Genomic DNA, 12854 nt, shown 5'->3' with positions numbered 1-12854 from the left:
TGCTGGAACACCTCCGCAAAGAGCGTAAAGCGTCTCCAGCGCGATATCCTCGAGCTCTTCGTCGAGGTTACCATTGTCGAACGCAGAACGAAGAGCCTTGGCGTGTGGCGCTATGTCGGCTGGGGGGAGGCCCAAGATATGGTCGCCTCCAAAGCGGGCCAAAAGGGCACGGCCCAGCGCAGACTCGGGCTCGCAGAAAAGGTTGGCAACCATCTTACCCGGTGCCTGGAACGAGTGGGGCAGGTCGGACCGAATGAAAGCCGCGCTTTAGGATACCCAGGCTGCTGTGTCACCCGTTCGGAACTGCACGCGATCAGACAGGCCAATGCTGACCTGAATGGCATGGTGGGCGTGACACTCAATCGGGCCAACTGCCTGCCCGATCCAAAGGCTTCCGCCAGACCAGAAAATGATCCTGCCAATGCCTGAAATCTGCATGCGGCTACTATGCCATAGATCTCGAAAAGAACGGAAATCATTGAAGCTGCTCTCTGGTCGATATGGCGCCGGAGACATGCAGATGTCAGTATCCGGAAGGGGCTTAGGCGTCGCGGAACCCATCTTCCCAAACTCGGCCAGGGCGCGCGCCGCCGCATCCACCTACCCCAGCTGGGACGGCGAGTTCTGAAGCGCTTTGCTTTCTCAAGCCCACCCCTTTCCGCTTTTCGCGCATGCAGCAATGGCATGAGGATCAACGTGCATCACGTATGCCGCGCAACGTGTTAGAGTGCCGATCCCTTGGCTATTTCTGACCCGTCATTTTTCAATGAGTTTCACGAAGTGCTCCAGGGTGGTCTGCGTCGTTCGCTCCGCAGTGTGTCCAGCCTCCGCCCACTGCGCAAAATGTCCATCAATGCACATGCGAGCGAGCCCGTAGACGAGCGCTCTGGCAGCTATCTGGGTCTCTCCTATGTCGTCTGACCTGAGCATGTTTCGCAGCTGTGCTTCTTTCATCGACTCTTCCATCAGAGATCGCACCACTTGGTTATCATGACGAAGCGACTCCGAGCTTTCCCAGTCGATAAGAGTCCGTGTCGAAATGATCTGGAAATGGGTTGGGTTTCGAATTGCCCACCGCAGATAAGCAGTTCCAACAGCGGCAAAGCGCGCGATTGGATCATCAGTGGCAACGTTCTCAACTGCTGCCGTGATCTCTAATCGGAAACGGCTCATTGCCTGCTCTGCGACGGCCGTCATAAGTGCAGTCTTGTTGCTGAAGTGGCGGAAGGGCGCGCCAGGAGAAACGCCTGCCCGCTTTGCAACTTCGCGCACGCTCACATTGTCGGGGCCGCCTTCCTCGACAAGTTGAACCGCGGCATCGATCAGCGCGTCACGCAAATTGCCATGGTGATAGCCGGTGCGGCGACGCGCCTTCTTTTTTGGCATTTCATTCCCTTCGTTCGACAAAGCAGCACCTCATCCATATCACGATCCATGAATAATGTAATCACTGTTTACAATCCCCGCAATAGGATGTAAGCATTGATTACAGACGGGATCGGAGCAGACTGCGGTTCTCGCGGGCTTCCAATGCCAGATGGAGGAGAAGAAGATGCTTGTCGCAAACGCCGACCCCCGCCGCCCTCAAATCACATCGTCCCAGAGTTCATCTAATGCGCCCCATGTCCGGACCGCACCGTCGAGCGCGGCCGTGTCCAGCGTCATCCTTTATCGGCTTGCCTCTATCGCTGGGGTGGGAAGCGCCGTCATACTTCTGGTCAACGCGGCGAAACGCAGCTCGCTCATTGCGGCCACTGACCTAACGCAACTTCTTGCGCCACTCGCCGAGATTTTGGCACTCGGTCTTGTCGTCGGCTTGTTCCTTGCGTTCGGTCGGCGCGCGGGTCTACCTGGCACGATCGCGTTCGTCATCAACTTCATTGCACTGGCAAGTTTGGAAGGCGTGGAAGTGGTGATCAATCTGGTATTTTCGAAACTTCCGCTGGCAACAATCATCGAGCTGCGGGACGGCCCGCTCGGCCTGGCTCTGGTCGCCAGTTCGTTACTTTTTCTGCTTGGGACGTTCGCGTTTGGGATCTCTCTTGCCGTCGGAAAAGGTGTGCCTCGCACTCCCCTCGTCCTCTATGTCGCTGGCGCGGTGCCTATCGCACTCCGTGCGTTCGTGCCGGAGTGGACTCTTGATCTGGGCTTGGTCGTTCTTGCGGCAGCGATTGCCTGGCTGGCTGGTTGGCTGTGGATGCGCGCGAGCGATGTCACTTTGCGTTAGAAGCCGGCCTTCGTCAGTGTCTCGTTGCCTAACTGAATGTTTGAAATGCGCCTCGAAGCCAAGATGAGGAACCAGCACACTAAGCCTCCTGTTTTGGCCCGCGATTTGACGGCCCGCTTTCGAAACCCATTCGGCGGAGCGTACATTCAGTGTCTCAAGGCCATTCAAGCCTGCGGCTTCCGAAGTGGCGTGCTTTTCGCGAATGCGTCGAGAGGACGGTCGAGGATGTTCTGCGATATTGCTGGATCCGCCGTTCGGGCAGAAAAGGCCGCCGGGGCTAGATCTACGGTGCGGCCTGCAGGGAAGCAGCCGCGATTGGTAATCCACTCCGTAGTCGCTTACGACGAACTGCCGAGTTAAGCGATCGGAACAAAAATGACCGGTCGACGTTCTATGCGTCGTTGCTAATAGCTATTCGCCAAAAGGAGGGTCGGCGTTGCAGTTAGGCGGGGGCAGCGAGAAGCTCACAGAGAGGTTGGACGAACTCAGTGCACTTTACGTGCTGACGGATCGACTGTACCGGGCAAAATCGAGCCACGAAGCTTTTGAAGCCGGCCTAGATGCCATTCGTGACGGTCTAGGGTGCCGTCGCGCTTCCATGTTGCTCTTCGATGAAGCAGGCGTGATGCGCTTCGTAGCATGGCGGGGCTTATCCGAAAGTTACAGAAAGGCGCTTGAGGGGCACTCGCCTTGGGTTGTGGGCGAACGCAACCCTGATGCCATCTTTGTTTCGCACATTGCTGAAACGGATGAAGCTGCCGCCGTCAAAGAGATCATTGCCAGCGAAGGCATCGTTGGTTTGGCGTTCATTCCATTGACAGTCCAAGGCGAAGTGGTGGGAAAATTCATGACCTACTATGAACACAGGCATTCGTTTGTCAGCCATGAGATCGATCTCGCTACGACAATTGCCAGACAGATTGGTTTTTATCTCGAGCGGACGCGAGCAGAGCAGGCCCGAAGAGTTGCCGAAGAAGAGTTGCGAGGATCCGAGCAACAGTTTCGCCTTATGTCGGAACACGCTCCGGTGATGATCTGGACCTGTGACGCTTTGGGCAAATGCACCAATCTGAACATCATGCTTCGAGAGTTCTGGGGCGTCGAGACCGAGGATGTCCCGACGTTCAATTGGCACCCAACCATTCATCCTGATGATGCTGCCGATATTGGGGCCCGAATGATGCAAGCATTGGCTACACAATCAGCCGTCTCGGTTCAGGGTCGCTACAGAAATTGCAAGGGGGAGTACCGCGTTCTGCTCACAACTGCTCGTCCTCACTTCTCCGCAAGTGGGATATTTCGCGGGTTGATCGGGGTCAATGTCGACGTCACGGAACGTGACCAGGCAGAGATGGCGAGGCGCCACAGTGAGGAACGGTTTCGATCAGCTGTAGAGGCGGCTCCAAGTGGCATGGTGATGACAGACGAGGACGGGCGCATCGTTCTCGTCAATCTTCATGCCGAAACTCTATTTGGTTATGGGCGTGAGGAGATGGTCGGGCAAGGCATCGAGATGCTGGTCCCCGATCGCTATCATAGCTCGCACCCGGTTTTTCGCCGCGGGTATAGGAGTTTCCCGCAGGCACGCCCAATGGGTGCGGGCAGGGATCTCTATGCGCGACGGAAAGATGGAAAAGAGGTGCCGGTTGAGATTGGGCTCAGCCCAATTCAGACGAGCGAAGGAATGATGGCGCTCGCCTCTGTGGTGGATATCAGCGAGCGACGGCGGTCGGAGGCACAAAGAGAGCTGCTGATGGCTGAGCTCAACCATCGTGTGAAGAACACTCTGGCGGTAGTCCAGGGTATTGCTCATCAGACGTTCAGGGGAACGGAGGCCACTGATGCTCATGCCGCGTTCGAAGGCCGCCTCATGGCCCTTTCGGCAGCGCACAACATCCTGACGCAGACCAGTTGGGAACATGCATCATTGGACCAACTTGTTTGCGATAGCCTCCAGATTCGAGGCACATTCTCCAATCGGGTTTCGACCAGTGGACCAGCAATTAGATTGCAGCCTAACCAAGCTCTTTCCCTAGCGCTCGCCTTCCATGAATTGCTGACCAACGCGGTGAAGTACGGCGCCCTTTCAAACGAGGCCGGCAAAATTTCCGTCGAGTGGTTTCGCACCGACAAACCCAAGCCGAGGCTCAAGCTGGTTTGGAGCGAACTCGGTGGCCCCACAGTTTCATCTCCGGCCAGGCGAGGCTTTGGCTCTCGCCTCCTTGAGCGGGGCTTAGCCGCAGATCTCGAGGCTGAGGTCGCGATGGATTTCCAACCTCAGGGCCTAGTCTGCAGGATCGATGCCCCCTTGGCAGACGGGAGGTTCCCCCAATGACAACATTGTCAGGCCGACGTGTGCTCATCGTCGAAGACGAATCCCTCATTGCCATGCTGGCCGAGGATTTTTTGATTGAGCTTGGGGTCACTGTTATTGGGCCCGCCACCACCATCGACGGCGCGATTGCGATGATCGAAACCCAAGAAATCGACGCGGCTGTCTTGGATTTGAATATACGTGGGGAGCGGAGCGACCGCGTGGCCGACGCTCTACGGCTTCGGGGCATCCCGATCGTGTGCGCCACCGGATATGGTGAGGGTGCGTCAGACTTCGCGAGAGGATCGACGATTATCGCCAAACCTTATTCCAAGGAGAAATTAGACCATTCGTTGCGGTTCGCTCTCTCGGATGAGCCAAGCGGGACCGAACCCGTCAGCATGTGACTTGAGGATTTGCCATCAGGCCGAAGCCGGGACTGCTCGTGTGTGATGCAATGGTAGGCTATGGCCGACATGAGCCGAGATCTTAACCTGGCGCTAGGCGCTCGTAAGGTCCGCTTTTGGAGAACGCCAGAGTCTTAACGTTCTACATAGGGCGCAAAGCAGGCATTCGCTTGGGCCCGAATCGCAAAAACATCGAGCTATGCCAGCAGCATGTCACATCGAGGTTTAGGCCCGAGGCGACCTCGTCACAAATAGTCGATGTCGACCCAATGTTACGCCGACAGGTCGCCGCTTCGTTACGTCACGCAGGGGTATACCCTGATGTTAAGCGGAAGGGAAAGTCGGTTTTAGTTCTCTCTTCGTGCCCCAACATGACGTTACGTCACGACTCAGCTAGGCTAACGCTGCGGCGGTTATAAATCCCCCTTGGCCGGCGCTGCCTTCCCCTCGCAATGGGCGGCGTCGGCCAAACTTCTCATTGAAACCATTGCCATGAAGAACCGCCCGACGCTCGCTTTTCCTCCGGATCGCTTTCATTTTCTTGACGCTGTATCTGGTCGGCTTCTGGGCCTATGGCTTTTGCAGTGGGCTGACCTGTTGGCGAGTTAGATGCGATTCAGTTAACTTTGTTATCGGCGAGGCTCCAACCCCGCCAGGCCGGCGTCTTTCAGGCAACAACGCTCCCCTACAAGTGGCACGGGCCACCTGCCTCTATTTGGCGTTGTACCCTTTGATCCAGACATGCAATAGTTGCGACAGACGGCGGGCTGCGGGGGTTGGGTGGCGGCGGTCTGCCGTCGCTTCGCCTTGATCCGCCCCCAAAGAATCCTGTTGCGCGTTTTTGGGTGCGATTTTATTTTAACAAACGTCATCCGCTTTAGAGGGCATACGGATGATTGAAAGAGGATTGCGCTTTCGCCTGTGTGTGGAGGTGTCCAGATGACATTTCTTTGTACAGCCGACCCAGACCAGCTATCCATAATCACCAAGGCACTTGAAGAGCACTGTCAGTCCGTAGGTGTCCGCCCGGCAGCGCAGAGTGCGAAGATTTGGCCGTCCGTGCAATGGCGCTCTTCGGCACCGGCATCAGGACCCTAGAGGACCTTAAGAAGGCGCTGGCTAGCCGCGGTGCCTAGCCAGCCCTCACGACAAGGCGCATACATGTCCCATGAAGCCGCCCGTCACGCCAGACCTCGCCAACGACAACGGTAAGCCGGAAGATCACCTGGCCGTTGCTACCGTCGCGCTTCACACTGCCGTCAAGGGACTGGGCGCGCCTACCAAGTTGTTAGTGGATGCGCTAGCCGACAAGCCGCCCGTAGATGGAGCGCCGCAACGGTGGCCTACACAGTAATTTGGTACGGGAAACAGGGCATTGTTGAAAAGGTGCCCTTCGAGGCCGAGAAAGCCGCGCGGGATCATGCGCTGTCGACCTTTCCAGATAGGAAGTCCGGTATCGTGGCGGTGGAAGTTCGCAAAGACGACGGCACCGTTGTATTCAGTCGAGCCGGAGGGAGCTAAAGCCTCAGCGGCTATAGTCGCCGGGCGGATCGAGAACCCCGAAATCGACCGAACGTGCGCCTCGACCAGCATGATAACCCTTGGCCATGAGACCGCGTTGAAGCAACGCCCGTACTGCCTCAGCACGGCTCGGCTTTCTTTTCTCAAACCGCCAAGCATCCAGGACAGCGAGTTCCTTGGCATTGAGCATGATTTGTAGACGGTATGTTCGCTTGATGGGTGGCAAAGTTCAGCTCTCTCAGTTCACGTCAATCTGCCAGGCCAGCATCATGGTGCACGATGGCGTCGAGGATCGTCTCATAGACGCTGCCCGTATCTTCCTCAATCTCGGCGCTGCTGATTCCCACGGCCTTGGCGTCGGCGAACAGCTTTTGGGTAAGCTCGCCAACTGAGATGATGTCGGCGCCGACCCGGACGTTGCTGGAAATCTATTTGGAAAGAAGTTTGTTCCGCGTGTGCTCATCCCGCCATAACCGCTGGCGGCAGCAGGTTCCCTCGCCAGTGCGCGTTTTGTCTCGTGCGTTTTATCTCGTATTGATCCCGATCAAATTCCCTCCCGTCGACGCATGTAAACTCACGCCCCATGACCGAAGTCGTTACGAATCTCCTCCGGGTCTGCAATGCCGAGAGGAGAAAGGGGACAGATTTCCCGACGATCTGGAAGGACGTCCTAAAGGGCCATCCTTGCGTGAAAGGCTTGCCTATCCAAGACCGGGGCGAGGATGGGCCCGTCTTGAGGATTCCCCTGACCACGGGTCAATTTCTCCTCTTCCTCGGCTCTCACTTTTCTCTCTTGTAGGGTGCAACACAGCCCACTAGCGCGCGCCGCTGGCCGCACTGGAAATAAGCGGCGATGCCTCGAAACTCTCACTCGGGCGCTTCGTCGCCTATTTGGGTGGCATACCGCCACGCGCACGGCGCACGGTCGCTGTTGCAACAGCTCATTCCCAGACGTTTGGTGCCGCTGTTGGCGCAACCGCGACCTCTGTAGCCAAGAATGTCTGCTATCAGGCAGTGCCTAAGCTGGTATCTACGGCTGACATAGGCGCGAAGCAGCCATTCGCAACCGTTGGCGTATCCGTAAATTGCGACGTTCTCATTCACCGTCCAGCAAAGGGTGTCGAGTGCATTGGCGTTGCGCTTTTCGCCTCACGAAGCCCGATGTGGACGAGACAGATAAGGCGAAATCGAAGCGGGACCAGATGGGCCGCTTTGTTGCCACCTTTGTATTGATGCAAGTTGGTGCGAACCTTGCGGGCAATCGGCAGCCCTTATTTGATCTTTGCTGGTCGGTAGACGTGCAGACCGGCGAAATCCACAAGGCACCGAAAAACACAAAGGCGATGATCGGCAACATGGAGAACGCCTGTCAGTTCATCGCGGCCATGTGGGACAAGGTTTGATCGACCATTCCCCTACGGCTGGGTAGCGCCTCCGGGAACCTTTTCCTGTTGCTTGAGTTGGGCCATCTAGAAGGGACTTCCAAAATGGTTGACGACTTAGGCAAGCCGCCGGAAAAAGCGAGCGGCGGTGCTGTGCGCCGCCTTGTGGTGGCCACTGGCATAACTGACGCCCAAGCCGTCGAGCTTATCGGCTTCCTAGGTCCAAACAACTGGTCATCGCTCTTGCGCGAAGCAAGGATTTTGCGGCCCCCGGTGCGCTAGCTGGTGTACTTCTCGAAGTCATTGCGGCGGGCGCGTACTGCGGCCAGCAATTCAGCACCCTCGGTTATGCCGCTTTGAAAGGCGGCCAGCACGGTTGACGCCAGAAGCTCGCCATCCACTGATTTGCGGTCCAACCTGGCATCGACGCATATCTGGTCAAACGCGCGCTGACAGATCGCTAGATCGTCCGGACTGAGAAATTGGCTTTGCGGGATACGCAGCATCTCTACCTCCCTCAAAAATGGGCGAGAGTGCAGGCTAGTCTCCCAAGCGGCTATGCCCTTCACGAGCGCCGACCAACGCAGAATACTCTGTATTAGGCGATTATCGAGTCAATTCCCTGTAGCCGCCTGTCCTGATTATATTCCTATTTTCGATCTATGTTTGCCAACGACATAATCTTCTTTGTCGTTCAACGAGCCCGGCCAAATGGCCAAAATCGGTCAGCCCTGTTGAGAAGGCGTAGGTGCGCCGAGGGCTCTCACAAATCCGTCGTTTTCCCGCTTTGCGCCAGACGTTGAACGAGCAGATCAATGAGCATTCGGACCTTCGAGGGCATATGGCGACGATCTGGATAGAGCGCGTATACTGATAGCGGTTCACCTTGATACTCTGCCAGAAGGGGGACCAACCTTCCCGTTTCGAGATCGGCCGCCACAATTGCGCTTGGCAGACTGGCGACGCCGAGTCCCGCAATCGCTGCGGCACGCAGGCCATCGGCGCTATCCATGACCATCCTCGCTTGCGCATGCCTAACTTTCACCAGTTCATCACCGCCTGAAGCGACCAGGCCATTAAGTGCCCGTCGCGGCCAAATGCCAGATGATCATGTTCGTTTAGCATTTCGGGGTTGTCTGGCTTGCCGCGTTTGGAGAGGTAAGACGGCGCGGCGCACAGGACTCCATCGATCCGATCAATGACGCGGCTCACAAGGCCGGTGCTGAATTCGAGTCCCCCTATGCGAACCGCGAGATCATAGCCGCCGCCAACGAGGTCACTGATGCGATCAGAAAATGTCACCTCTCCCCTGATCTCTGGCCATTGGAGGAGGTATTCCTGCAGAACCGGCAAGATGCGTAGCCGGCCATAGGCATCAGGAACGGACAGTTTTATCGTGCCACGGGGCTTTTGCTCACGGTGCCGGACTGCCGCTTCTGCTTCTTCCAGATCTGCCAGCAGCGAAACGCAGCGTTCGTAGAAAAGCAGGCCGTCCGAAGTGGGCGAAACTCGGCGCGTACTTCGGTTAAGCAACCTTGCACCAAGACGCTCCTCCAGCCTGATAACGGCCTTCCCCACAGCCGATCGCGTTATGCGCAGCGCTCGCCCAGCCGTCGTGAAATCGCCAGCGTCCACCACAGCGATAAACGCCCGGATGGCTCCGATATCGAGTTCGTCTCGCAACAGGCACCCCGTCCACAGTGTGGGGACACACATTCCCCAATAGACCGCTTATATCGCGAATTGTAGCGCCAGAACACCTTCCGTTCCCAGTCGCGCGTCAAGCAAACACGATGGAGAATAGTTATGTCCGCCATGTCCCCTCTCGATACCGCCCCTGTGGTTCGTCACAACCCCACAACGATGTGGGACTCGACCACGAACGGTCACTCACAAATCAGCGTCGCCCAGGCAAGGCAGTTGGCCTACCTGTCGGGGCAGATTGCATCCCCGCTCGACGGCTCGGCGGTGCCAGAGACAATAGGTGGCCAAGCGGAGCTCATTGCCGATAGCTTGAAGGCTGCCCTCCAGGAACTAGGCGCCTCGACAGACGACATCGTTATGCTCCGCATCTATGTTGTCGATGGCACAACAGAGCGCTTTCTCGAGGCCTATGCACCGATCCAAGCGATGCTTGCCGGAACAATGCCGAGTCTAACCGTGTTGGGGGTGCAGTCCCTCTTTACCCCAATGTTGCAGCTCGAAGTGGAGATGGTTGTCCACGTCCCATGACGAAGACAGGTTAGAGCCTCGGAGGTCGGGGCCCAGCCATGGCTGCTTTCAGGAGGACCTGAATGAGCCATGCGACGGCTGAAATAGACGCGAAGCAGCCATTCGCAATCCGGCGTACAGATGCCAGTTGCTGGAAGTGCATAACACATGTCAGGAAAAGGCCCATTCCTCGTCGGCCGGCGTGACCAACCCCTGCCGCAGCCGGCTGTGAAGTTCATTCCACGAGGGGTCCGTCACGAAGCCTTTCATGCTTCCACATGCCTCGGCGAAGGAAATGTCGCCCAAACGGTCGATAAGATCATTCATCCCGCCATTCCTGCCGTTTAGGAATAGCTCGAACGGATCATCATCACATTCAATTACCCGATGTCCCCAAGCTCCCGGCAAGTCGTCCGTTGCGAGAGCCTGCAGAAGATCCGCATCCACGCCCGCAACCTCAAGCGCCCGGCGGACAACATAGCGCATCAAGGGATAATACACCGGCTGATGACTGCCTCCGAGCACGCGAACTCCGGGCAGAATGGACAAAACCAGAAACACGAGGAGGAGATTCGGAATGAGGCTGCGGTTTGCCAGCCGCTCAAGGATATCGGGGGCCGTAAAGCGCGCGACCTTCATGCCGGTGGCCGGATGGACGAGTTCTCCCGCGACCAGACGCAGCGGCAGCCGCTTGCCATTTTCATAGAACCAGAAGAAATCGGTGCCGCGCGCGAGCCAGCCACTCCAGGGGCCGGCTGCCAACCTGTCGAGCCCCACAAGGATATTCGAAGCAAATTTCGGGTCTTCCAGCAGCCACGCCCGTAACCAGGAATCTGTGTCCGACAGATGGTCTGCCACAAGATCGGCAACATCCTCGTCGTCTATTTGCAGAAAAGCGAAACGATCTGCGAACATTTTTGGCCAAAGCATCAGATTGGCTGCCTTGATGGCATGCGCCGGCCGCTCGAATTTGGTCTTGGGCAGAAGACTGCGCAGCCTTGCGAGCGCGTCGCCCTGAACGTCTGGCTCCGTCGGCACTAGCTCAAACCCATAGGAGCCCGGCCCGGCCAGAAGGTTATAACCCGCCATCCGGCTTCGGCTAAGGCCAAAGACGTTGACTGGCTTTCCGTCAACGGTGAGCCAGCCTGGCCCCTTGCGTGGCTTTTCAACGAGGCTCACCGTCGAAACGGCGTAGGAAACGTAGGTCGAACAGCCATGAGCCGTGAGGCCAAGTAGGCTGAAGATATGCGTGTAATAGGCTTCTGGCTCCATGAGGAGAAGCAAATGAGGGCCTGTCTGCAACACGCGGCGACTTTCGAAATCCCTGCAGATTTCCGAGGCGGTGTCGGTCGACAACCCGTTTCGTGTCGCCGCCTTCCTGATGATGTCGAGTAGTTTGGTGAGGGCTCGAAACCGGATTTTTGGCATGGACCTGGAAGCTGGGGCCTCGAACAGGCGAAACGCATAGTCGCGTATCGGCCGGGAATAATATGAGCTCATCCAGGGGTAGAGTGCCGTCAGCGATCCCAGGACTTCCTGTTTCGCATCTGTACCTGCTGTTAGATCTTCCACCTCACGATTCACCTTTTTCTTGCGTCGGAACGACACCGACGTTCAAACACGAGATACTGATGAGGAGCACCACTGCGAAGCTGAAGAAAATTGTCGAAGGTAATGCTCGATCTCCTATTGCGGCGGCGATGCCGAAGACGAGTAATCCGAGCGCCACGGCCACACTATGCATAATGCCTTTTGCCCGGCCCAACAGATAAACGGATACACGCGACTGCAATGTGACTTCAACGCTGACGCGTCCAAGATTGTATAGAAATCCGAGCCCAGCAAAAAAGACCACGGTCCAGGGCGTGCGCAGATATGCCAACGCCATAAGTACCAGAGCCGTTAAGCCCAAAAGCATGAGATGCAGCGCATGAGTGCTCATCGCTTTCTTAATTCGGAATAGAGAGACCGCGCCGATCAGTGAACCCGCCGACCATGCAGCCTCGAGGTAGCCGAAATCCACGGCAGTGCCCTTCTGCTCCTGGAAGACGAAACTCGATCCCATGACGCTGACAAGCACCGCGCTTGCATAGAGAAGCGCGTAGACGGCAATGAGGCGGCGCAAGCTCAGATCGATTTGGGCTGCAGAGATTTTGGCGATGCGGACATCGGGCGAAACCGGCTCCGACCGCATCAAGGAAAGGCAGCCCGCTGAAAATAGGAAGAAGGCAGCCAGAACGGTGAATGGCAGGGCTGGCGAGCGCTCATGCAGCAAAGGACCTGCAAGCAGAGCTGCGCCGAGATTGCCGAATTGCATGACGAAGAAGACGGCGGAATTTGAGGCTACAAGATCGCGGCCGTCAGCTATCACGGGAATCATGGATTGAGAGCTCGTTAGCGCGACACGGTCGCAAAACGAAAAGAGGGCCGCTGAAAGGCAGATGATCAGAAACACGTCCATGTAGAGGAGCGCGCAAGCGGTAGCCAGCATAACGAGGAAGCGGCTGAGGTCTGCCGCAACGTTCAAGCATCGCCTGTCAAATCGATCCGCCGCCATGCCGGCCAGAGGGCTCGCTATGAATTCGACAACGCTGGCGATCGCAAGGAACGTCGCCACGCCGGCGGTTCCGTATCCTCGCTCGACGAGAATCCAGGCGGATGCGATGTAGTAGCCGTTTCGGGCAACAGCCGCCGATAGCGTGCTGGCCAGGAATCCGAGGCCGGGATTGGACCGGCCGGCCCGTCCTTTGCCATGATGAATTCGAACCAGGTTTGACATGAGCGGCGTATCC

The 12854-nt window shown here is 57.1% G+C and carries 14 protein-coding genes; 8 read left to right on the top strand and 6 right to left on the bottom strand.

Translation table 11 applies throughout. The annotated features are described in order from the left end of the window. Positions 1-429: hypothetical protein (locus tag AC1DVW_RS09615; protein WP_477322614.1), on the top strand; the 429-nt coding region annotated here is incomplete at its 5' end. A gap of 327 nt (positions 430-756) precedes the next feature. Here the strand turns inward: AC1DVW_RS09615 and AC1DVW_RS09610 are convergent. After that, the gene (locus AC1DVW_RS09610) at positions 757-1386 is read right to left on the bottom strand and encodes a TetR/AcrR family transcriptional regulator (RefSeq protein WP_477322612.1); all 630 of its coding nucleotides are present in this window, start codon (positions 1384-1386) and stop codon (positions 757-759) included. A gap of 265 nt (positions 1387-1651) precedes the next feature. Here AC1DVW_RS09610 and AC1DVW_RS09605 point away from each other — a divergent pair, with 265 nt between their 5' ends. The 6 genes from AC1DVW_RS09605 (at position 1652) to AC1DVW_RS09580 (ending at position 7872) form a co-directional block, all read left to right on the top strand. Next, on the top strand, positions 1652-2227 hold the full coding sequence (locus AC1DVW_RS09605; protein WP_477322610.1) for a hypothetical protein: 576 nt from the start codon (positions 1652-1654) through the stop codon (positions 2225-2227). 475 nt (positions 2228-2702) lie between these two features. Further along, positions 2703-4562, top strand: a complete 1860-nt coding sequence (locus tag AC1DVW_RS09600; RefSeq protein ID WP_477322608.1) for a PAS domain S-box protein — start codon at positions 2703-2705, stop codon at positions 4560-4562. Continuing rightward, the gene (locus tag AC1DVW_RS09595; RefSeq protein ID WP_477322607.1) at positions 4559-4948 is read left to right on the top strand and encodes a response regulator; all 390 of its coding nucleotides are present in this window, start codon (positions 4559-4561) and stop codon (positions 4946-4948) included. The genes AC1DVW_RS09600 and AC1DVW_RS09595 overlap by 4 nt, the downstream gene beginning before the upstream one ends. A gap of 1338 nt (positions 4949-6286) precedes the next feature. Beyond that, positions 6287-6469, top strand: coding sequence for a hypothetical protein (locus AC1DVW_RS09590; RefSeq protein WP_477322605.1), 183 nt, complete (start codon positions 6287-6289; stop codon positions 6467-6469). A gap of 269 nt (positions 6470-6738) precedes the next feature. Continuing rightward, the gene (locus AC1DVW_RS09585; protein WP_477322603.1) at positions 6739-6861 is read left to right on the top strand and encodes a hypothetical protein; all 123 of its coding nucleotides are present in this window, start codon (positions 6739-6741) and stop codon (positions 6859-6861) included. A gap of 771 nt (positions 6862-7632) precedes the next feature. Further along, the gene (locus AC1DVW_RS09580) at positions 7633-7872 is read left to right on the top strand and encodes a hypothetical protein (protein ID WP_477322602.1); all 240 of its coding nucleotides are present in this window, start codon (positions 7633-7635) and stop codon (positions 7870-7872) included. Positions 7873-8129: 257 nt separating this feature from the next. Here AC1DVW_RS09580 and AC1DVW_RS09575 read toward each other — a convergent pair whose 3' ends face one another. From AC1DVW_RS09575 to AC1DVW_RS09565, 3 genes are all read right to left on the bottom strand, one after another. Next, positions 8130-8357, bottom strand: coding sequence for a hypothetical protein (locus AC1DVW_RS09575; RefSeq protein WP_477322600.1), 228 nt, complete (start codon positions 8355-8357; stop codon positions 8130-8132). 257 nt (positions 8358-8614) lie between these two features. Further along, positions 8615-8896: a LysR substrate-binding domain-containing protein gene (locus AC1DVW_RS09570; protein ID WP_477322598.1), complete on the bottom strand. Its 282-nt coding sequence runs from the start codon at positions 8894-8896 to the stop codon at positions 8615-8617. Then, positions 8893-9534: a LysR family transcriptional regulator gene (locus AC1DVW_RS09565; protein ID WP_477322596.1), complete on the bottom strand. Its 642-nt coding sequence runs from the start codon at positions 9532-9534 to the stop codon at positions 8893-8895. The genes AC1DVW_RS09570 and AC1DVW_RS09565 overlap by 4 nt, the downstream gene beginning before the upstream one ends. A gap of 123 nt (positions 9535-9657) precedes the next feature. On the opposite strand from AC1DVW_RS09565, the gene AC1DVW_RS09560 reads away from it, so the two are divergent. After that, on the top strand, positions 9658-10083 hold the full coding sequence (locus AC1DVW_RS09560; RefSeq protein WP_477322595.1) for a RidA family protein: 426 nt from the start codon (positions 9658-9660) through the stop codon (positions 10081-10083). 150 nt (positions 10084-10233) lie between these two features. Here the strand turns inward: AC1DVW_RS09560 and AC1DVW_RS09555 are convergent, their stop codons facing one another. Both AC1DVW_RS09555 and AC1DVW_RS09550 read right to left on the bottom strand, forming a co-directional pair. Beyond that, positions 10234-11634, bottom strand: a complete 1401-nt coding sequence (locus AC1DVW_RS09555; protein WP_477322594.1) for a hypothetical protein — start codon at positions 11632-11634, stop codon at positions 10234-10236. A 1-nt stretch (position 11635) separates the two neighbouring features. Further along, positions 11636-12841, bottom strand: a complete 1206-nt coding sequence (locus AC1DVW_RS09550) for an MFS transporter (RefSeq protein ID WP_477322592.1) — start codon at positions 12839-12841, stop codon at positions 11636-11638. Between the last annotated feature and the right edge of the window lie 13 nt (positions 12842-12854).

The sequence above is a fragment of the Mesorhizobium sp. P3_B5 genome, from assembly GCF_056402815.1.
Note: the sequence above shows the minus strand (reverse complement) of the source record. Positions and strands in the feature narration are given on the sequence as shown.